Origin of the sequence: Roseivivax sediminis (genome assembly GCF_900112685.1) — a bacterium.
In the GTDB taxonomy this organism is placed as follows: Bacteria; Pseudomonadota; Alphaproteobacteria; order Rhodobacterales; family Rhodobacteraceae; genus Roseivivax; species Roseivivax sediminis.
In genome coordinates this window covers 62,434-80,913 of sequence record NZ_FOMS01000001.1, presented here as the reverse complement: position 1 = coordinate 80,913, position 18,480 = coordinate 62,434, and the positions used below count along the sequence as shown (strand labels likewise).

At 68.8% G+C, this 18,480-nt stretch carries 18 protein-coding genes; 12 read left to right on the top strand and 6 right to left on the bottom strand.

Annotated features, from left to right (window positions below; genetic code table 11):
* Nucleotides 1–3: 3 nt before the first annotated feature.
* From F3H57_RS00405 to F3H57_RS00395, 3 genes are read left to right on the top strand one after another with little or no spacing between them, the layout of a single operon-like run.
* Nucleotides 4–1,209, top strand: a complete 1,206-nt coding sequence (locus tag F3H57_RS00405; RefSeq protein ID WP_149753881.1) for a Tm-1-like ATP-binding domain-containing protein — start codon at nt 4–6, stop codon at nt 1,207–1,209.
* Nucleotides 1,209–2,051: a phosphoenolpyruvate hydrolase family protein gene (locus tag F3H57_RS00400; protein ID WP_149753879.1), complete on the top strand. Its 843-nt coding sequence runs from the start codon at nt 1,209–1,211 to the stop codon at nt 2,049–2,051. The genes F3H57_RS00405 and F3H57_RS00400 overlap by 1 nt, the downstream gene beginning before the upstream one ends.
* An 11-nt stretch (nt 2,052–2,062) precedes the next feature.
* On the top strand, nt 2,063–2,503 hold the full coding sequence (locus F3H57_RS00395; protein WP_149753877.1) for an SRPBCC family protein: 441 nt from the start codon (nt 2,063–2,065) through the stop codon (nt 2,501–2,503).
* Between the two features lie 22 nt (nt 2,504–2,525).
* Here F3H57_RS00395 and F3H57_RS00390 read toward each other — a convergent pair whose 3' ends face one another.
* The 4 genes from F3H57_RS00390 to F3H57_RS00375 all read right to left on the bottom strand — a co-directional run bounded on the left by F3H57_RS00390 (nt 2,526) and on the right by F3H57_RS00375 (nt 6,011).
* A complete protein-coding gene (locus F3H57_RS00390; RefSeq protein ID WP_149753875.1) occupies nt 2,526–3,944 on the bottom strand; it encodes a protein adenylyltransferase SelO in 1,419 nt (472 codons plus the stop codon).
* Between the two features lie 82 nt (nt 3,945–4,026).
* Nucleotides 4,027–4,476, bottom strand: a complete 450-nt coding sequence (locus F3H57_RS00385; protein WP_149753874.1) for a GNAT family N-acetyltransferase — start codon at nt 4,474–4,476, stop codon at nt 4,027–4,029.
* 24 nt (nt 4,477–4,500) lie between these two features.
* Entirely contained in the window at nt 4,501–5,031 is a 531-nt protein-coding gene (locus F3H57_RS00380; RefSeq protein ID WP_149753872.1) for a hypothetical protein, read from the bottom strand.
* 38 nt (nt 5,032–5,069) lie between these two features.
* Entirely contained in the window at nt 5,070–6,011 is a 942-nt protein-coding gene (locus F3H57_RS00375) for a nucleoside hydrolase (protein WP_149753871.1), read from the bottom strand.
* Nucleotides 6,012–6,293: 282 nt separating this feature from the next.
* On the opposite strand from F3H57_RS00375, the gene zwf reads away from it, so the two are divergent.
* The 4 genes from zwf to F3H57_RS00355 all read left to right on the top strand — a co-directional run bounded on the left by zwf (nt 6,294) and on the right by F3H57_RS00355 (nt 10,877).
* Nucleotides 6,294–7,745, top strand: a complete 1,452-nt coding sequence (gene zwf / locus F3H57_RS00370; RefSeq protein WP_149753869.1) for a glucose-6-phosphate dehydrogenase — start codon at nt 6,294–6,296, stop codon at nt 7,743–7,745.
* Between the two features lie 11 nt (nt 7,746–7,756).
* A complete protein-coding gene (gene pgl / locus F3H57_RS00365; RefSeq protein ID WP_223162883.1) occupies nt 7,757–8,434 on the top strand; it encodes a 6-phosphogluconolactonase in 678 nt (225 codons plus the stop codon).
* A 59-nt stretch (nt 8,435–8,493) separates the two neighbouring features.
* Nucleotides 8,494–10,077 carry a glucose-6-phosphate isomerase gene (gene pgi / locus F3H57_RS00360; protein WP_149753867.1) on the top strand — a complete coding sequence of 528 codons (1,584 nt, stop codon included), beginning with the start codon at nt 8,494–8,496 and terminating at the stop codon, nt 10,075–10,077.
* 65 nt (nt 10,078–10,142) lie between these two features.
* Nucleotides 10,143–10,877: a lysozyme family protein gene (locus F3H57_RS00355; RefSeq protein WP_149753865.1), complete on the top strand. Its 735-nt coding sequence runs from the start codon at nt 10,143–10,145 to the stop codon at nt 10,875–10,877.
* Between the two features lie 14 nt (nt 10,878–10,891).
* Here F3H57_RS00355 and F3H57_RS00350 read toward each other — a convergent pair whose 3' ends face one another.
* Nucleotides 10,892–11,320, bottom strand: coding sequence for a cupin domain-containing protein (locus tag F3H57_RS00350; RefSeq protein ID WP_149753863.1), 429 nt, complete (start codon nt 11,318–11,320; stop codon nt 10,892–10,894).
* Nucleotides 11,321–11,429: 109 nt separating this feature from the next.
* Between F3H57_RS00350 and F3H57_RS00345 the strand changes: the two genes are divergently transcribed.
* The 5 genes from F3H57_RS00345 to F3H57_RS00325 all read left to right on the top strand — a co-directional run bounded on the left by F3H57_RS00345 (nt 11,430) and on the right by F3H57_RS00325 (nt 16,172).
* The gene (locus F3H57_RS00345; RefSeq protein WP_149753861.1) at nt 11,430–12,053 is read left to right on the top strand and encodes a holin-associated N-acetylmuramidase; all 624 of its coding nucleotides are present in this window, start codon (nt 11,430–11,432) and stop codon (nt 12,051–12,053) included.
* Nucleotides 12,044–12,640 (top strand): holin family protein, encoded by a 597-nt coding sequence (locus tag F3H57_RS00340; RefSeq protein WP_149753859.1) that lies wholly within the window; start codon nt 12,044–12,046, stop codon nt 12,638–12,640. The genes F3H57_RS00345 and F3H57_RS00340 overlap by 10 nt, the downstream gene beginning before the upstream one ends.
* A 160-nt stretch (nt 12,641–12,800) precedes the next feature.
* On the top strand, nt 12,801–14,765 hold the full coding sequence (locus F3H57_RS00335) for a heme lyase CcmF/NrfE family subunit (RefSeq protein WP_149753857.1): 1,965 nt from the start codon (nt 12,801–12,803) through the stop codon (nt 14,763–14,765).
* Complete coding sequence (locus F3H57_RS00330; RefSeq protein WP_149753856.1) at nt 14,762–15,232, top strand: cytochrome c-type biogenesis protein; 471 nt, start codon at nt 14,762–14,764, stop codon at nt 15,230–15,232. The genes F3H57_RS00335 and F3H57_RS00330 overlap by 4 nt, the downstream gene beginning before the upstream one ends.
* Before the next feature lie 163 nt (nt 15,233–15,395).
* A complete protein-coding gene (locus F3H57_RS00325; RefSeq protein WP_149753854.1) occupies nt 15,396–16,172 on the top strand; it encodes an enoyl-CoA hydratase-related protein in 777 nt (258 codons plus the stop codon).
* A 59-nt stretch (nt 16,173–16,231) separates the two neighbouring features.
* On the opposite strand, the gene F3H57_RS00320 is transcribed toward F3H57_RS00325, so the two are convergent.
* On the bottom strand, nt 16,232–18,349 hold the full coding sequence (locus tag F3H57_RS00320; RefSeq protein ID WP_149753852.1) for a hypothetical protein: 2,118 nt from the start codon (nt 18,347–18,349) through the stop codon (nt 16,232–16,234).
* Nucleotides 18,350–18,480 lie beyond the last annotated feature (131 nt).

The following is an 18,480-nucleotide window of genomic DNA, read 5'->3' as shown; positions in this document are numbered from 1 at the left end:
AGGATGACCACGCGCATCTACCTCGCAGGGACCTGCGACACGAAATATCCTGAACTCGACTACGTCCGCGACCGCATCCGCGCGGCGGGTGCGGAGGTCGCGCTCGTGGACCTGTCGACCACCGAAAGCCCGCCGAGCGGCGCCGACATTCCGGCCCGCGAGGTCGCGGCGCACCACCCGGACGGCGCCGACGCGGTCTTCACCGGCGACCGCGGCAGCGCCGTCGCGGCGATGGCAGAGGCGTTCGAGCGGTTCGCGCGCGGCCGCGAGGACCTCGCGGGCCTGATCGGGATCGGTGGCTCGGGCGGCACGGCGCTCATCACGCCGGCGATGCGCACGCTCGACGTGGGGGTGCCGAAGCTCATGGTGTCCACCGTCGCGTCGGGCAACGTGGCCCCCTATGTCGGGCCGTCGGACGTGACGATGATGTACTCGGTCACGGACGTCGCGGGTCTCAACCGCATCTCGCGCCGGGTTCTCGCGAACGCTGCCGGGGCCATCGCCGGCATGGCCCGCGCAGAGGTGCCGGCGGCGGACGTCAAGCCGGCGCTCGGCCTGACCATGTTCGGCGTCACCACGACGTGCGTGAACCAGAGTGTGGAGCGGCTGTCGGATACCTACGACTGCCTCGTCTTCCACGCCACCGGCACCGGCGGGCAGTCGATGGAGAAGCTGGTGGAGTCGGGCCTCGTCGAGGGCGTCATCGACACCACCACGACCGAGATCTGCGATCTGCTGTTCGGCGGCGTCTTTCCCGCCACCGAGGACCGGCTTGGCGCCATCGCGCGCACGCGGGTGCCGTATGTCGGCTCCGTCGGGGCGCTCGACATGGTGAATTTCGGGGCTCCGGACACGGTGCCGGAGCGCTACGCCGGCCGGCTTTTCTACGAACACAACCCGCAGGTCACGCTGATGCGGACCACGCCGGAAGAGAACGCCGAGATGGGCCGCTGGCTGGGCGCGAAGCTCAACGCCTGCGAGGGACCTGTGCGGTTCCTCTTGCCCGAGGGCGGCATCTCCGCCCTCGACGCGCCGGGCGCGGCCTTCCACGACGATGCCGCGCGGACCGCCCTCTTCGAGGCGCTCGAGGCCACGGTGGAGCAGACACAGACCCGCCGCCTTGTCCGCGTGCCCCATCACATCAACGATCCCGCCTTCGCCGACGCGCTCGTCTCGGCCTGGCGGGAGACAACGACAGGAGGTCAGTGATGCCCCGCATCCCCCGCGAGGAGATCCTCGCCAAGTTCCGCCGCATGATCGACGAGGGCCGGCCCATCGTCGGCGGCGGCGCCGGCACCGGCCTTTCGGCCAAGTGCGAGGAGGCCGGCGGCATCGACCTCATCGTGATCTACAATTCCGGGCGCTACCGCATGGCCGGGCGCGGCTCTCTCGCCGGGCTCCTGGCTTACGGCAACGCCAACGACGTGGTGATGGAGATGTCCCGCGAGGTGCTGCCCGTGGTACGCGAGACGCCGGTCCTCGCCGGGGTCAACGGGACCGATCCGTTCTGCAACTTCGACTGGTTCCTCGACCAGCTGAGCGCGGTTGGCTTTTCCGGGATCCAGAACTTCCCGACCGTGGGCCTGATCGACGGGACCTTCCGCGCCAACCTCGAAGAGACCGGCATGGGATACGGGCTGGAGGTCGACCTCGTCGCCCGCGCGCGGGGCAAGGACCTGCTGACCACGCCTTACGTCTTCAATGCCGCCAACGCGCAGGACATGGCCCGCGCCGGTGCCGACATCGTCGTCGCCCATATGGGCCTGACGACCGGCGGCGCCATCGGCGCGGAAACCGCCCTGACGCTCGAGGATTGCGTGGACGAGGTCAACGCCATCGCCGACGCCGCCCGCACGGTGCGCGACGACGTCATGGTGATCTGCCACGGCGGCCCGATCGCGATGCCGGACGACGCGGCCTTCATCCTGGACAATTGCCCCGGGTGCCACGGCTTCTACGGCGCAAGCTCCATGGAGCGGCTGCCGACCGAGAACGCGCTGATCGCCCAGACGCGCGAGTTCAAGGCATTGAAACCCGGCGCGGCCCGGTGACGGAGGAGAACATGGCAAAGGTCTATATCAGCGATATCATCGAGGCGCCCGTGGACAAGGTCTGGGCCTTGGCGCGGGACTTCAACGGTCATGGCGACTGGCATCCCCGGATCGCCGAAAGCACCATCGAGGACGGCTTGCCGCCCGATCAGGTCGGCTGCGTGCGCAATTTCACCCTCACCGATGGTGGCCATCTACGCGAGCGCCTGCTGAGCTTCAGCGATCTCGACCACGCGTTCACCTATTCGATCATCGTCTCCCCGATGCCGATCGAGAACTACGTCGCCACCTTCCGTTGCACCCCGGTGACCGAGCGGGGCGCGACGTTCGTCGAGTGGTGGGCGACCTTCGAGGTCGGCGCCGAGGACGAGGCGGAGATCCGGCAGGCGGTGGGGCAGGAGACCTTCGCCGCCGGCATCCGCGCGCTGGCGGAACGGCTCGCCGGCGGCTGACCGCCGGCGCGCGCGGGACCGATCAGGTGCCGCAGAAGGTGGCCGGCACGCGCTCCGCGGGAAGCGGCGCGCGGGTCAGGTCCTCGGCGCCGGGCTGGTCCTCGTAGGGGCGGGCCAGAACGGCGTTCAGCCGGTGGAAGCGGGCGTCGTCGCCTTCGGTCGCCGCCTCGATCATCTGCTCGATCCGGTGGTTGCGCGGGATGAACGCCGGATTGGACCGGGCCATCTGCGCCTCTGGCTCCGGCTCTTCCTCAATGCGGGCGCGCCAGCGCGGTTCCCATTCGTCGAAGGCCGCGCGGTCGGTGAAATTGTCGCGCGCGGTGCCGGTCAGCAGGCCCCGGAAGGTGTTGGTGAAATCGGCCTGGTTCGCCTGCATCCGGGTCAGAAGATCGGCGACGAGCGTCGCGTCCCCGTCGCGCGGGGTCGAGATGCCGATCTTGGCGGCGAAGCGATGTTCCCACTCCGCGCGGATCACGTCGGGCATGGCGTGGACCTGCCGGGTGAACGGCTCCACCGACGCCTCGGGGTCGGGCATGAGCTGGAGAAGCGAGGTGGCCAGCTGCGCCATGTTCCACACGATGATGTCGGCCTGGTTGGCAAAGCCGTAGCGGCCGAACCGGTCGATGGAGGAAAACACCGTGTCGGGGTGGTAGTCGTCCATGAAGGCACAGGGGCCGTAATCGATGGTCTCGCCCGAGAGCGTGCAATTGTCGGTGTTCATCACGCCGTGGATGAAACCGACGCTCATCCATTGCGCGACGAGCGCGGCCTGCCGGTCGATCACGCGCTGCAGCAGATCGGCGGGGTCGGTCACGTCTGGGTAGTGGCGGTCGACCGTGTAGTCGTAGAGGGCGCGCAGCGCCTCGATGTCCTGGCGCGCGGCGAAGATCTGGAAGGTGCCGACACGGATGTGGCTGCGCGCGACGCGGGTGAGGACGGCGCCGGGCAGCGGCGCCTCGCGCACGACCTCCTCGCCGGTGCGGACGGCGGCGAGGGCGCGGGTGGTGGGGATGCCGAGGGCGTGCATCGCCTCGGACACCACGTATTCGCGCAGCACCGGGCCGAGCCAGGCGCGGCCATCGCCCATGCGCGAATACGGCGTGGGACCGGAGCCCTTGAGCTGGATGTCGCGGCGGACCCCGTCGGTGCCGATCACCTCGCCCAGGAGATGCGCGCGGCCGTCGCCGAGCTGCGGGTTGAACTGGCCGAACTGGTGCCCGGCATAGAGCTGCGCCAGCGGCGCCGCGCCCGAGGGCACCTCGGAGCCCGAGAAGACGCGGGCGAGCGTGGCATCATCCGCCTCGCCGATGCCGAGCGTATCCGCCAGTGGCCGGTTCCAGGCGACGAGCGACGGCTGCGCCACGGGCTTGGGGTCGAGGCGAGAGTAGAAGCCCGGGGGCAGGGCGGCGTAACTGTTGTCGAACGGGATCGCGAAGGTCATGGTGGATACATAGGAGTCGGGGCGGCTATGTGCCACCCGTGCGCCGACGATGCCCGGAGGGCGCGATGCGCCCGTAGGCCCCTCAGCCGAGAAGGCGCGTCATGTACATGTAGTCCTCCCGCGGCTTGAAGCGTGCACGGGCGTAAAAGCTATGAAGTTGCGTGTCGCTCCGGTCCGCCTCGAGGTGGAGGGCGCGCACGCCGGCTTCGCGCAGGGCCTTGGCGATTCCTTCGAGCGCATCGGAGCCCATGCCGCGGCCGCGTACGGCGGCGCGGACGTAGACCTCGTCGATGATGGCATCGAGTCCGCCGAACTCCACCGACCAGCCGAAGGTGACGACGATGTAGCCCACCGGCGCCTTTCGCGGGCCGATCAGCCAGACCGCGCCGTGCGGCGAGCCTTCAAGCAGCGGGGCGATTGCGCTTTCCTGATGATCGGCATCGGTATCGAAGCCGCTTTCGGCGTGGAAGGCGGCGACCATCGGCAGAAGCTTCGGTGCGTCTTCCGGACCGGCAAGGTGGAGCGATTTCACGGGTGTAGGTCTCCGGTTCGCGGCTTAGTCGGAGGCGGGCACGCGGCCCTCGAACGTGCCGGAGGCCGAAACCGGTGCGACGCCCTCGACGGGGATGAAGTTCCAGTCCTCGTCGGTCTCGAGCGCGACGAGCTCGGGCGCGTCGAAGGTGAAGGATAGCCGCTCGCCATCGTAGTCGACATCCGACATGTCGGCGCGCGTGCCGCTGTCGGAGGTGGCGAACCAGGCGGTCTCGCCCTCGCGCCACTCAATGCCGGCGCCGTCGCCCGGCGCGTCGCGGAAGGGGCCGATCGTGGCCGACAGGTAGGGCGGGGCGGGCTGACCGCCGGCGCCCGGTGCGGCGGCGGTGACGGTGATGACCGTGAAGCCGCCGGCTTCGGTCACGCCAACGAAGTCCGATCCGCCCTCATTGTCCGCCAGCGCGTAGAGCGTGTGGTCCGTGCCCTCGACGGTCGCCTCGAAGGTGCCCAGCACCTCCCAGCGCGGGGCGAAGTCCTGCGCGGCGGCAAGGCCGGGCAGGGCGGCGAGAAGGGCGGAAAGCGAGAGGCGGGGCATGGCGGGTCTTTCGATCTGTGAAGCGGAGCGCGCCAGCGTCAGAGCCGGGCGAGGCGGTCGGTCAGCAGGGCGAAGAAACGGTCGGCGTCGAGATCGCCCATGAAGGTGGCGTTGGGCGCGCGGGACGTGACGCCCCACCAGTCGGCGACGGTCATGCCGAGGGTAAGCTCGGCAGTCGTCTCGATCTCGACGTTGATGTGGCGGCCGGTGAAGATCTCCGGCTCGATCAGGTAGGCGGTCACGCAGGGATCGTGCAGCGGCGCGCCGAGAGAGCCGTACTTGTCCTTGTCGAACCGTTCGAAGAAGTCGGTCATCTCTGCCACTGCGCGGCCGACGGGCGTGCCGAGCGCGCGGAAGGCGTCGTTGCGCGGGCCGGTCACCAGCGCCTTGTGCGTCACGTCGAGCGGCATGACCGTCAGCGGCACACCGGACGCGAAGACCTGCGCCGCAGCTTCGGGGTCGACGTAGATGTTGAACTCGGCCGTGGGCGTGATGTTGCCCACCTCGAAATAGGCGCCGCCCATGAGCACGATCTCGGCGATCCGGTTCGCGATGTCGGGCGCGCGCGCCAGCGCCGTGGCGATGTTCGTCAGCGGCCCGAGCGGGCAGAGCGTGACGGTCCCCGGAGGCTCCGCGCGGAGCGTCTCGACGATGAAGTCGACGGCGTGGGTGTCTTGCAGCGGCATCGCCGGGTCCGGCAGGTCCGGACCGTCGAGCCCGGTCTTGCCATGGACGTGTTCGGCGGTGACGAGCGGGCGGGCGAGCGGCGTGTCGCAGCCCGCGAAGACGCGTATCTCGGGCCGGCCGGCCAGTTCGCAGACGATGCGCGCGTTCTTGGCGGTCAACTCCAGCGGCACGTTACCGGCGACGGCGGTGATGCCCAGGACCTCGATCTCCTCGGGCGAGGCGAGGGCCAGCAGGATGGCGACAGCGTCGTCCTGGCCCGGATCGGTGTCGATGATGATCTTGCGCGGGGGCATGGGACAGCGGGCTCCGGCTGGGTGCGATGCTTGGGGTCGCACGGGCGGCGGGGGGCCGCAAGGGTCTTGTCGGCCCGGGCCCTCGGGTCGGCATTGCGGCGCATATGCTGCGGCCGGGTGCGCCGCGTGGACTTTCGGGCCGCCGTCATTGCCGCAGCGGCGACGAATGTTAGACTTTGCCCGGGACCTGCGGTATCTGCCGCGACGTGATGGTCCGTTAGCGGTAACATGCGCTGCGGCGCCCACGACACGGATAGAAGCGGAGCTCAGCTGGAGGCTGCCATGGTATCGCGCGTCATTCCCGTCGACTCGTTCGACCTCGTCATTTTCGGCGGCACGGGCGACCTGGCGCGACGAAAGATTCTTCCCGGCCTCTTCCGACGCTTCTGCGCCGGGCAGATGCCGCCCGAGGCGCAGATCGTCGGCGCCGCCCGGACCGAGATGGACGATGCGGGCTTTCGCGACATGGTGCGCGCGGCGATCGACGAATTCGGCGGCGGGGCGGAGGACCCTGGCCAGCTCGACTCTTTTCTGGAGCGAGTAGGCTACGTCGCGGTGGACGCCAAGGGCGACGGCGGCTGGAAGGCTCTGAAGGACAGGCTGCGCGACGATTGCGTGCGGGCGTTCTATTTCTCCGTGGGACCGGCACTGTTCGGCGACCTTGCGGAGCGGCTGCGCGCCTTCGGCCTTGCCACGGAGACAAGCCGCATCGTCGTGGAAAAGCCGTTCGGCCACGATCTGGAGAGCGCGCGCGCGCTCAACCGCGAGCTGGCGCAATATTTCGACGAGACGCAGATCTACCGGATCGACCATTATCTCGGAAAGGAGACAGTGCAGAATCTGATGGCGGTGCGTTTCGGCAACGTGCTGTTCGAGCCGCTCTGGAACGCGCAGTTCGTCGACCACATCCAGATCACCGTGGCCGAAACCGTCGGCGTCGGCGGGCGCGGCGGTTACTATGACGATTCCGGTGCCATGCGGGATATGGTGCAGAACCACCTTATGCAGCTTCTGTGTCTGATCGCGATGGAGCCGCCGGCGCAGTTCGAACCGGATTCGGTACGCGACGAGAAGCTCAAGGTGATCCGCGCGCTCGATCCGGTGGAGCCGCACCATATCGTGCGCGGCCAGTACGGCGCCGACGAGAAGCAACCGGGCTACCGCGCGCACGTGGAGAACGAACGCTCGCGCACCGAAAGCTTCGTGGCTCTCAAGGCGCACGTGTCGAATTGGCGCTGGGCGGGGACGCCCTTCTACCTGCGCACGGGCAAGATGCTGCGGGCGCGCACCTCCGAGATCGCGGTGGTCTTCAAGGACGCGCCGCACTCGATCTTCGGCGCGGAGGCGGGGCGGCACAACAACGTGCTGGCAATCCGATTGCAGCCGAACGAGGGCATGACCCTCGACGTGACGATCAAGGAGCCGGGGCCGGGCGGCATGCGGCTGGTCGACGTGCCGCTCGACATGACCTTCGCGGATGCGCTTGGCCCGGACGGGGCCAACGTGCCGGACGCCTACGAGCGGCTGGTGATGGATGTGATCCGGGGCAACCAGACCCTGTTCATGCGCGGCGACGAGGTCGAGGCCGCGTGGGCCTGGACCGATCCGATGATCGACGGCTGGGAAGCGCGCGGCGACGTGCCCAAGCCCTACGATCCGGGATCGTCGGGGCCGGAGGATGCGTTGATGCTTTTGCACCGAGACGGACGCCGCTGGCGCGACATAAAGGCCTGAGGAGCCACGACTTGTCCTACAGTTTCAACGAATATGCCGACCGAGAGATGCTGTCGCTCGCGCTCGCCGACCGCATCGCCGGAGAATTGCGCGGCGCGCTGGCGCGGGCCGAACGGGTGACCATGGCGGTGCCCGGCGGCACCTCGCCCGGGCCGGTCTTCGACGACCTTTGCGAAGTGGAGCTCGATTGGGACCGCGTCGACGTGATGCTCACCGACGAGCGCTGGGTGCCGGAAGACCACGAGCGGTCCAACACCCGGCTGCTGCGCGAGCGCCTGACGGTTGGCAAGGCGGCGGCGGCGCGGCTCCTGCCGATGTTCCTGCCCTGCCAGGAGCCCGAGGAACGGCTTGAGGAACTGGCGGAGATCATCCGCCCGAACCTGCCGCTATCGGTGGTCCTTCTGGGGATGGGAACGGACATGCACACCGCGTCGCTCTTTCCCGGGGCGGACAATCTTGCCGCGGCGCTGGAAAGCTCGGCGCCGATCCTGATGCCGATGCGCGCCCCCGGCGCGGGGGAGCCGCGAGTGACGTTGACGGCGCCGGTGCTGGGCGGGGCGCTCTCCAAGCATCTGCTGATCTTCGGTGACGAGAAGCGCGCCGCGCTCGAGGCCGCGAAGGGCAAGAGCGCTGAGGAGGCGCCGGTCAACGCGATCCTCGACGAGGCCGAGGTGCACTGGGCCCCCTGACGGCCGGGCGTGCGAGACATGGATGGCCCGAAGGGGCGACGATACGGAGGCAAGGGCCCATGTGGGACGAGGTGAAGCGGCTGGCCGGGGCCGGGGCGGGAAAGAGCATCCTGGCGCGGTTCGACAACGCGAACCGCGCGGCGGAGTTCAGCCTGAACGCGGCGGGGATGCTGTTCGACTATTCGAAGACGCAGCTGGACGAGCAAAGCCGCGCGGCGCTTCTGGATATCGCGCGCACAACCGGCGTGGCAGAGCGCCGCGATGCCATGTTCGCCGGGCACGCGATCAACGAGACCGAGGGGCGTGCCGTCCTGCACACGGCCTTGCGCAATCTCGATGGCGGGCCGGTGCTGGTGGACGGCGCCGACGTCATGCCCGAGGTGCGGGATACGCTCGACCGGATGGCCAAGCTGGCCGACGACGTGCGCGCCGGCGACGTCACCGACGTGGTCAATATCGGCATCGGCGGATCGGACCTCGGCCCCGCGATGGCATATCTTGCGCTCAAGCCCTATGCCGACGGGCCGCGCTGCCACTTCGTCTCGAACGTCGACGGCGCCGACATCGCCGACACGCTGCGCACGCTCGACCCCGAGACCACGCTATTCGTCGTCGCCTCCAAGACTTTCACGACGATCGAGACGATGACCAACGCGCGCACCGCGAAGGCCTGGCTCGACGACAAGGGGGTGAGGCACGAGGGCCGTTTCGTGGCACTGTCGTCGAACAAGGAGAAGGCGGCGGAGTGGGGTATCTCCGAGGACCGCGTCTTCGGCTTCGCCGACTGGGTCGGAGGGCGCTATTCGATGTGGGGACCGATCGGTCTGTCGCTGATGATGGCGATAGGGCCCAAGGCCTTCCGCAGCTTCCTGCGCGGCGGGCAGGAGATGGACCGGCACTTCCTGTCGGCGCCGCTGCACGAGAACATGCCGGTGCTGTTGGCATTGGTCGGCATGTGGCATAATCAGGTGATGGGGCACGCGACCCGTGCGGTGCTGCCCTACGACAACCGCCTGGCAAGGCTGCCGGCCTACCTGCAACAGCTCGAGATGGAATCGAACGGCAAGGGCGTGTCGATGGACGGCCGGACGCTCGACGTGCCCTCCGGCCCCGTAGTCTGGGGCGAGCCGGGCACCAACGGGCAACACGCCTTCTACCAGCTCATCCACCAGGGCACGCGGGTGGTGCCCTGCGAATTCATGGTCGCGGCGACGGGGCACGAGCCCGATCTCGGCCATCACCACGACCTTCTAGTCGCCAATTGCCTTGCGCAGTCCGAGGCGCTGATGCGCGGCCGCGGCCTGGACGAGGCGCGCGAGATCTGCGCCGCGAAGGGCTTCGAAGGCGACGAACTGGAACGGCAGGCGCGGCATCGCGTGTTCCCGGGCGACCGACCGTCCACGACGCTGATCTACCCGCAGCTCACGCCCGAGATCCTCGGCAAGATCGTCGCGCTTTACGAGCACCGGGTCTTCGTCGAGGGGGCGATCCTGAACATCAACTCCTTCGACCAGTGGGGCGTGGAGCTCGGCAAGGAACTGGCCAAGTCGCTGGAGCCCGTGGTGACCGGGGACGCGCCAGCCGGCGACAAGGACGGCTCCACAAGGCAGCTCGTGGACTACGTGCTGCTTTATCGCGGCTGAGGAAACGGAATGTGAACTTCCCTGCGCCATGATCCGCGCCATCCGATCCTGTTGGCGCGGGGGCCATGGTCCGCAAGAGCTTCGTTCTGATCCTGTCTCTGCTGGCGGTGCTGGCCGCCGCCGGATTGGCGCGGGCCGAACCGCTCTTCGGCGGCGCGCGCGGGCCGCTGTTGCGTCCGGGCGCGGCGCTGGTGGAGGTCTCCGCCCCGGCCGGCGCGGCCGCGGGCGGCAGCCTCTTCGCCGGGCGCGCGCGGGCGGGCCTGTTCGCGCCCGTGGCCCGGCGCCCGGTGGCGGGTCGTGCCGCGTTGCCCGGCCCGTTCGCCTCGGCGGCGGAGCGGATCCGCCATCTGATCGCCCGGGCTGAGGCCGGCAAGCGCGGCTACGATGCCGTGCAGCACGGCGCACGGATCAAACCGCCGCGGCGTCCCACGGCCATGACGATCGGGGACATCTACGATTGGATCGACGCGACGCCTGGCCAGCCGCACGCGATCGGGCGTTACCAGTTCATCCCCGCCACCCTGCGCCGACTGGTCGCGACGCTGGGGCTGGGCGAGCGGACGCGCTTTTCCCCGGCAGTGCAGGACCGTCTGGCGGACCTGCTGCTGGATGAGGCGGGACTGGCGCAGATGACGCGCGGGCAGCTGTCGCGCACCGGGTTCATGAACAATCTCGCGAAGATCTGGGCGGGCTTTCCGAACTCCTCGGGCCGGTCCCATTACCACGGCTATGCCGGAAACCACGCGACCATGAGCTGGGCGCAGTTCGACGCCGCGATGCGCGAGATATTCCCGGGATGACTGGCCTCCGGCGCTCAGCGCGGGATGTCGAAATCCTTTGGCGCCAGTTCGAACCCCGCGAAGTCGAAGCCCGGCGAGACCGTGCAGCCGCAGAGCGTCCAGCCGTCATCCGCCGCCGCCGCGGCCTGCCAATGCCCCTCGGGCACGATCACCTGCGGCGCGGCGCCGGCGGCCAGGTCAGGGCCGAGCACGTGATCGGTGCGCGGGCCGGCGTCGTCCGGGGCGAGGGACAGCGTCAGCGGCGCGCCGGCGTAATGGTGCCAGATCTCCGTGGCGTCGACGCGGTGCCAGTGGCTCCGCTCCCCCGCCTTCAGCAGGAAATAGATGCAGGTGCCGGTGGCGCGGCCGCCTTCCGGCGTCTCGGCGCGCCAGGTCTCGCGGAAATGCCCGCCCTCGGGATGCGGCGCGAGGCCCAGCTTGGCGATGATCTCGTCGGCTTCCATGGGCTCCTCAAGGCAGCGTGCGGTGGGCTCAGCCGGTATTAGCGCGCCTCCGGCACCTTGCACGGTGGGAGGCGGCACAGAGCCTCCGTCTGCACCGGAGGTGAAAGACATGGGCCAGAGCGGACCGGATGTACGGCAGATCGCGGAAGGAATCGTCGCCCGCGAGGGGGGGTATGTCAATGACCCCGACGATCCCGGCGGCGCGACCAATTTCGGCGTGACCATCGGCACGATGGCGCGGCTGGGAATGGACCTCGACGGCGACGGGCGGGTGACGCCGGCCGATGTGAAAAGACTGACCCGCGCGCAGGCGGTGGAGATCTTCCTCGAGCATTACTTCGCGCGGCCGCGCATCGGTGCGCTGCCCGAACCGCTGCAGGCGTCGGTTTTCGACATGTATGTCAACGCGGGTGCCAACGCGGTGAAGATCCTGCAGCGCCTGCTGCGCCGGATGGGCTGGCAGATCGCGGTCGACGGGGTGGTCGGGCCGCAGACGCTTGCGGCGGCGTCCGAGGCGCAGGCGGCCGCGCCCGACCACCTGGCCGACGCCTACGGGATCGCGCGGCGCAACTACTACTTCGCGCTCGCAGACCGCCGCCCGGCCTCGCGCAAGTACGCCCGCACGCGGGCGGGCGGCAAAGGTGGCTGGATCCGCCGGGCCGAGGAATTCATCGCGCCACGCTACCACCTGAGCGCGCAGGAGTTCGAGGCGAGGGTCGCGGCATGGGACTGATCTCGCAGCTGTTCGGGCTGGTCTTCGGTGAAGGGCGCAACGCCATCGTGGAGACCGCGGAGGTCTTCCGCGTGAACGCCGAGGCCGACGCTGAGCGCAGAGCCAATCTGCAGGGGCAGGCGCTGACGCAGTTCGCCGCGGAGTTCGGTGCAAACAGACGGTCCTGGTTCGACCGGCTGATCGACGGGCTCAACCGTGTGCCGCGGCCGGCGATGGCGCTGGGTACACTGGCGCTCTTCGCCGCGGCGATGGTCGATCCGGTCTGGTTCGCCGCGCGCATGACCGGGATCGCGCTGGTACCGGAGCCGCTCTGGTGGCTGCTGGGCGCCATCGTCAGTTTCTATTTCGGTGCGCGCCACCAGGCCAAGGGGCAGGAGTTCCGGCGCGAGATCGCCGCGACCATGGCGGCGGCGCCGCAGGTCGCCGCCCGCGTCGGCGAGATCGAGCGGCTGCGCGCCGCGATCGCGGCGCCGGACCCCGTCGCTTTGCGTGCGGCGGCGGCCGAGCCCGGACCGGACCGGGCAGCCGAGCTCGTGGAGGCCGGCGACAACGCCGCTCTGGCCGACTGGTCGCGGGGACGGGCCTGAGGTCGGCTTTGCGCGCATCTTCGGATTTCAGATACGTCGCCGGGCCACCAATGGTCCGGCGACGGGCGTTCCGCGGGCCCCGCCGGCGCCCAGCGTGCGAGGCACAGTGTCACGTCTGCGTGGTTGGACAAACCCGGCCCGAGACCGCTATAGCTTTGTCATGATTACCGAGCTTGGCCACTTCGCCCTGATCCTCGCCTTCCTGACGGCGCTCGTGCAGATGATCGTGCCGCTTGTCGGCGCGCATATGCGCTGGCCGGGCTGGATGGCGGTCGCCGAGCCCGCGGCCTCGGCGCAGTTCCTGCTGACCGCGGGGTCGTTCGCCGCGCTGGTCTACGCCTTCGTGACCTCGGATTTCAGCCTTGCCGTAGTGACGTCGAATTCGCACTCGGCCAAGCCGCTCCTCTACAAGATCACCGGGACATGGGGGAACCACGAAGGCTCCATGCTGCTGTGGGTGCTGATCCTGACGCTGTTCGGGGCGATGGCGGCGTGGTTCGGGGGCGGCCTGCCGCCGAGCCTGCGGGCGCGGGTGCTGGCGGTGCAGTCCTCGGTCGCGGCCGCGTTCTTCGCCTTCATCCTCTTCACCTCGAACCCGTTCGACCGGCTCGCGGTGCCGCCCTTCGACGGACAGGACCTCAACCCGCTTCTGCAGGATCCCGGGCTCGCCTTCCATCCGCCGTTTCTCTACCTCGGTTATGTCGGGCTCTCGATCTGCTTCTCCTTCGCCGTCGCAGCGCTTATCGAGGGGCGGGTGGACGCCGCCTGGGGCCGTTGGGTACGGCCGTGGACACTGGCCTCCTGGGGCTTCCTGACGATCGGCATCGGGCTGGGGTCCTGGTGGGCGTATTACGAGCTCGGCTGGGGCGGCTTCTGGTTCTGGGACCCGGTGGAGAACGCGTCGTTCATGCCCTGGCTCTTTGCCGCGGCGCTGCTCCATTCGGCGATCGTGGTGGAGAAGCGCGAGGCGCTCAAGGCCTGGACGATCCTCCTGGCCATCCTCGCCTTCGGATTCTCGCTGATCGGCACGTTCATCGTGCGCTCGGGGCTGCTGACCTCCGTCCACGCCTTCGCCAACGATCCCGAGCGCGGCGTCTTCATCCTGGCGATCCTGGTGGTCTTCACCGGCGGGGCGCTGACGCTCTTCGCCGCGCGGGCCGGGGTTATGCAGGCGCGCGGCGTCTTCGGCGTGGTCAGCCGTGAGGGCGCGCTGGTGGCCAACAACATCCTGCTGGCGGTGTCGTCCTTCGTGGTCTTCGTGGGGACGATGTGGCCGCTGGTGGCGGAGATGTTCCTCGACCGAAAGCTGTCGGTGGGCGCGCCCTTCTTCAACCTCGCGTTCACGCCGTTCATGCTGGTCCTTGGGCTGATCCTGCCGGTGGGCGCCATGCTGTCGTGGAAGCGCGGGCGCGCGGGCCGTACGCTGCGGGCGCTGGCGCCGGCCTTCGGCCTCGCGCTCGCGCTGGCCGCGCTCGTCTGGGCGATACAGACGGGCCGGTCGATCCTCGGGCCCGTCGGTGTCTTCCTGGGGGCCTGGCTGGTCGCCGGCGCGGCGACGGACCTCTGGTCGAAGACCGGGCGCGGCGGGTCGCTGGCACGGCTCGGCCGGCTGCCGCGGGCCGACTGGGGCAAGGCGGTGGCGCATGGAGGGCTGGGCGTGACGATGCTCGGGATCGCCGGGCTTCTTGCCTGGGAGAGCGAGGATATCCGCGTCGCGCAGATCGGCGAGCGCTTCACCGTCGGCAGCTTCGAGCTGGAACTGGCGGACGTGCGGCAGGTGCAGGGGCCGAACTACCTCTCGACCATGGGCGAGATCGTGGTGCGGCAGGACGGGGCCGAGATCGTCACACTCCATCCCGAGAAGCGGAATTACCCGGTGGCACAGATGCCGACCACCGAGGCGGCGATCGATTACCGGTTCCTGCGCGATCTCTACGTGGTGATCGGCGATGCGCAGGAGGGCGGAGGCTGGGTCGTGCGCACCTATATCAAGCCGCTGGCGAACTGGATCTGGGCGGGCTGCCTCTTGATGGCCTTCGGCGCCGGGCTGTCGCTGTCCGACCGGCGGTTCCGGGTCGCGGCCGGGGCGCGCAAGGCGCCCGGGACCGCGGTGCCGGCGGAATGAGAGGGCTGCGCTCCTCCGCCCTTGCGGGCGTCCTCGCGGCCGCGCTGGCGGCCCCGGCGGGGGCGGTGCAGCCGGACGAGATGCTGGACGATCCCGCGCTCGAGGAGCGGGCGCGGGAGATCAGCGAGGGGCTGCGCTGTCTCGTCTGCCAGAACGAGTCGATCGACGAATCGAACGCGCCGCTGGCGCGCGACCTGCGCATCCTGGTGCGCGACCGGCTGGTCGAAGGGGACAGCGACGAGGAGGTCGTCGACTTCATCGTCGCGCGCTACGGCGAGTTCGTGCTGTTGCAACCGACGACCGGCGGCTGGAACTGGCTCCTGTGGGCCGCGGGGCCGCTGATGTTGCTGGTCGCGGGAGGTGTCGGGGCCGTCTACTTGCGGGGACGGGCCCGCGGCGAGGACGGCGCCGCGGCGCTTTCGGCGGAGGAAGAGGCGCGCCTGCGGGAGCTTCTGCGCGACCGGTAGGCGGCACCGCGCGCGGTGCCGGCAGAGCCTCCGGCGGGGATATTTTCCGGGCAGATGAAGCCGGGGACATGCCGATGAGGCCGGCCCTGACGCCGCGTTGAGCTTGGCGCCGCCGAGCCGCCCGTGTTTGATGCGGGCCGAAGCGGCCGGCGGAGGGAGACCCATGCAGTACGACACGATCACCTACGGGGTGGAGGACAGGGTGGCCGTCGTCACGCTGAACCGGCCGGAGGTCATGAATGCGCTCAACACAGCGATGCGGGCCGAGCTGACCGACGCGGTGAAGCGCGGCGGGTCCGAGGCGCGGGTCGTGGTGCTGACCGGTGAGGGAAGGGCGTTCTGCTCGGGCCAGGATCTCGGTGACGGCGGCAACGCGGCGAGCCTCGACCTGGAGCGGACGCTGCGCGACGAATACGTGCCGATGCTCACGGCCATCGCCGGTTGCCCGGTGCCGACCATTGCCGCAGTGAACGGCGCGGCGGCGGGGGCGGGGGCGAACCTCGCGCTGTCTGCCGACGTGGTGATCGCGGCGGAAAGCGCGGCCTTCACCCAGGCGTTCACGAAGATCGGGCTCATCCCCGATGCGGGGGGCACGTGGCTCCTGCCGCGGCAGGTGGGCATGGCCAAGGCAATGGGCGCGGCCCTGTTCGCCGAACGGATCACCGCGGCCGAGGCCGAGCGCTGGGGCATGATCTGGGAGAGCTACCCCGATGCCGAGTTCGGGGCCGGCTGGCGCGCGCGGGCGGCGCATCTGGCGCAGGGCCCGACCGCCGCCTATGCCCGGGTGAAGGAGGCGCTGCGGACGTCCTTCGGCAACAGCCTCGAGGATCAGCTGGCCGTGGAGGCGCGCCTGCAGGGTGAATGCGGCAAGACGCGGGATTTCAAGGAAGGCGTGCTGGCCTTCCTGGAGAAGCGACCAGCGCGCTACGAGGGGCGCTGACGTAACGCGCCCCGGCCGCGGGCTGCGGGCCGGGGCGCGTTCGGTCGGGGCGGGGCCGGTCAGGCGGCCAGGTAGCTTTCGACGATCTCCTCCTCGTCCTCTTCGGGCTCGGGCTCATCGTCCGGCGCCTCCTCGTCCTCGAGGAATTTATAGCCGACGCCGTACTGGAACTGGCAATCCTTGTCGGGCGCCCAGCACATGTTGTCGACCGCGCCGGACCCTGCGAGGTTGACGTCCATGAAGCTCACGCCAGAGGTTTCGACCGCCAGGTCCTGGGCGGAATTGTTGCCCGCTACCGGGATCTCGATAGAGTTCAGAAGTTCTCCGTCGATGTCGTAGAGGTCGATGGAGCCGCCCTCTTCCTCGATGTCCAGAAGGGTGAGTTGCTGGATCGTGGAGGAGTCGTCGAAAGCGAAGCTGAGTGTGCCGCCGCCTGCATTGTCATCGGGATCGCTCGCGTCGCCGTCTTCCGAGAGGATGATGGCATTGCCCCGGTCGTCGTAGCCGAGATCGTCATCGCGGCCGGTCGGGTTGCCGGTGTCGAAGATCATCGCGTCGTTGGCGCTGTCTTCCGCGTCGCCGGCCTTCTGGCCCGAGACGGTGTAGCCCTCGAACTGGTCGGACACGGTGTCGCCGGCCTCGGCATCCTCGAAATCCTCGTCGATGCAGGCAGGGTCCTTTTCGGTGCCGGTGGTTTCGACCGTCTCCACCTTCCAGTTGTCGATCTTGACGACCTCGTCGCATGCGCTGAGGTCGGAGACGAGGCGGAACTGCACATTCTCTTCGGCCTCGTCCAGCACGCCGCCACCGTAGCTGAGCGTCGAGGGATCGCCATTGATCTCCTGCCCGGTCTCGGAGCCGACGAGCGCGGTGCCCTGGTCGTTGACCACGAAGTCATCCAGCGTGACCCAGTCGCCGTTGTCGATCTGCACCTGCAGTTTCAGGCTGTCGGCCTGGTGGCCGGCGCTCTCGAATTCGTCGACGTTCCAGGCCTTGGAGTCGAAACTGAGTTCCACCGGTTTGTCGGTCTGGATCTCCTTGAAGGTCAGCGTGCCGTCCCTGTAGCCGTTGGTGACGAGCTGATCGTGAGCCACGGCCCAACGCCCGTCGGAGACGATCTCGTCGCTGTGGTCGGGGTTCCACCACAGGCGGTCGAAATCCTCCTGCTGGACGGTCTCGCGGATCTCCTCGCCGGCCTCGATCTCGACCTCCTCCAGCGTCGTCACCTGAAGGTTGTCGACCATCAGGATCTCGTCGTAGCTGGTGAAGTCGGAGACGATGCGAAACTCCGCGCCGTGGTTCACGTCGTCGAGGAGGCCGCCGGAATATTCCAGCGCGCCCATGTCCTCGCCGATGGTCTGGCCGGTCTGGTCGCCCACGAGCGCGGTGCCCTGATCGTTCACCTTGAAGGTGTCGAGCTTGACCCAGTCGCCGTTGTCGAGCCGGACCTCGACGCTCAGCTCGTCCGCGAAGTGGCCGCTGTTATCGAACTTCGAGGCGTCCCAGACCTTTGCGTCGAAGGTCAGTTTCACCGGATCGTCGGTGCGCACCTCGCTCAGCTGCAGCGCGCCGTCGTTGCAGCCGGTGGTGGTCAGCTTGTCGTTCCAGATGATCCAGTGCGCGTCGGACTTGATCGCGTCGCTGTGGTCCGCGCTCCAGAGGTGATCGAAATCTTCCTCAAGCTGCACGGTCTCGACGATCTCGGTGGTGGTGTCGGGAGTGACCGGGGTCAGGGCGAGGCCGTTGCCGTCTTCGGAGTTGACGACCGCGGTCAGGCTATCCATGTCGATGTCGTCGACGGTCAGGTTTTCACCCTCCAGAACGAAGACGTTGAACGCCACATTGTTGATGTCGCCCTCGGAGGTGAGGTTCTGCTCGGTGCCGAATTGCACGCCGACGTCGAAGCTCTCGGGCAGGATCACGCCGGTCGCGGGGCTGTCGATGCCGCCGGCCTCGACCTGGAAGCCGGTCACGTCCTGGGTATCCACCTCGGGGTAGACCGTCAGCGTCTCGAGCGCCTGCTGGTTCGTCATGTTGAACGCCAGCGCGTCGATGTCCGTTTCGGGATCGAGTGCGGTGACGCGCAGCTGAAGGCTGCCGTCGTCTTCGACGATGGTGACGGTGACCTGCGGATCGCAGCCGAGCTTCACTACCTTTTCCGTCTTGATGCCGGTCATTTCGAAAACACTCCGAGAAATGGAAATCCGAAGAAGGTGATATCGCCGGTACCGTAGTTCGACCAAAGAAAAACCGATTTTGGCCCAAGTTCCTCCGGCTTTGGCCGCAATGCTTCGGTAATTGTTTCCGG

Excerpts from the sequence above, each read along its gene's own strand:
- F3H57_RS00405 (WP_149753881.1), top strand. The coding sequence starts at position 4 with ATGACCACGCGCATCTACCTCGCAGGGACCTGCGACACGAAATATCCT.
- F3H57_RS00400 (WP_149753879.1), top strand. The coding sequence starts at position 1,209 with ATGCCCCGCATCCCCCGCGAGGAGATCCTCGCCAAGTTCCGCCGCATG.
- F3H57_RS00395 (WP_149753877.1), top strand. The coding sequence starts at position 2,063 with ATGGCAAAGGTCTATATCAGCGATATCATCGAGGCGCCCGTGGACAAG.
- F3H57_RS00390 (WP_149753875.1), bottom strand. The coding sequence starts at position 3,944 with ATGACCTTCGCGATCCCGTTCGACAACAGTTACGCCGCCCTGCCCCCG.
- F3H57_RS00380 (WP_149753872.1), bottom strand. The coding sequence starts at position 5,031 with ATGCCCCGCCTCTCGCTTTCCGCCCTTCTCGCCGCCCTGCCCGGCCTT.
- F3H57_RS00375 (WP_149753871.1), bottom strand. The coding sequence starts at position 6,011 with ATGCCCCCGCGCAAGATCATCATCGACACCGATCCGGGCCAGGACGAC.
- zwf (WP_149753869.1), top strand. The coding sequence starts at position 6,294 with ATGGTATCGCGCGTCATTCCCGTCGACTCGTTCGACCTCGTCATTTTC.
- pgi (WP_149753867.1), top strand. The coding sequence starts at position 8,494 with ATGTGGGACGAGGTGAAGCGGCTGGCCGGGGCCGGGGCGGGAAAGAGC.
- F3H57_RS00355 (WP_149753865.1), top strand. The coding sequence starts at position 10,143 with ATGGTCCGCAAGAGCTTCGTTCTGATCCTGTCTCTGCTGGCGGTGCTG.
- F3H57_RS00350 (WP_149753863.1), bottom strand. The coding sequence starts at position 11,320 with ATGGAAGCCGACGAGATCATCGCCAAGCTGGGCCTCGCGCCGCATCCC.
- F3H57_RS00345 (WP_149753861.1), top strand. The coding sequence starts at position 11,430 with ATGGGCCAGAGCGGACCGGATGTACGGCAGATCGCGGAAGGAATCGTC.
- F3H57_RS00340 (WP_149753859.1), top strand. The coding sequence starts at position 12,044 with ATGGGACTGATCTCGCAGCTGTTCGGGCTGGTCTTCGGTGAAGGGCGC.
- F3H57_RS00335 (WP_149753857.1), top strand. The coding sequence starts at position 12,801 with ATGATTACCGAGCTTGGCCACTTCGCCCTGATCCTCGCCTTCCTGACG.
- F3H57_RS00330 (WP_149753856.1), top strand. The coding sequence starts at position 14,762 with ATGAGAGGGCTGCGCTCCTCCGCCCTTGCGGGCGTCCTCGCGGCCGCG.
- F3H57_RS00325 (WP_149753854.1), top strand. The coding sequence starts at position 15,396 with ATGCAGTACGACACGATCACCTACGGGGTGGAGGACAGGGTGGCCGTC.
- F3H57_RS00320 (WP_149753852.1), bottom strand. The coding sequence starts at position 18,349 with ATGACCGGCATCAAGACGGAAAAGGTAGTGAAGCTCGGCTGCGATCCG.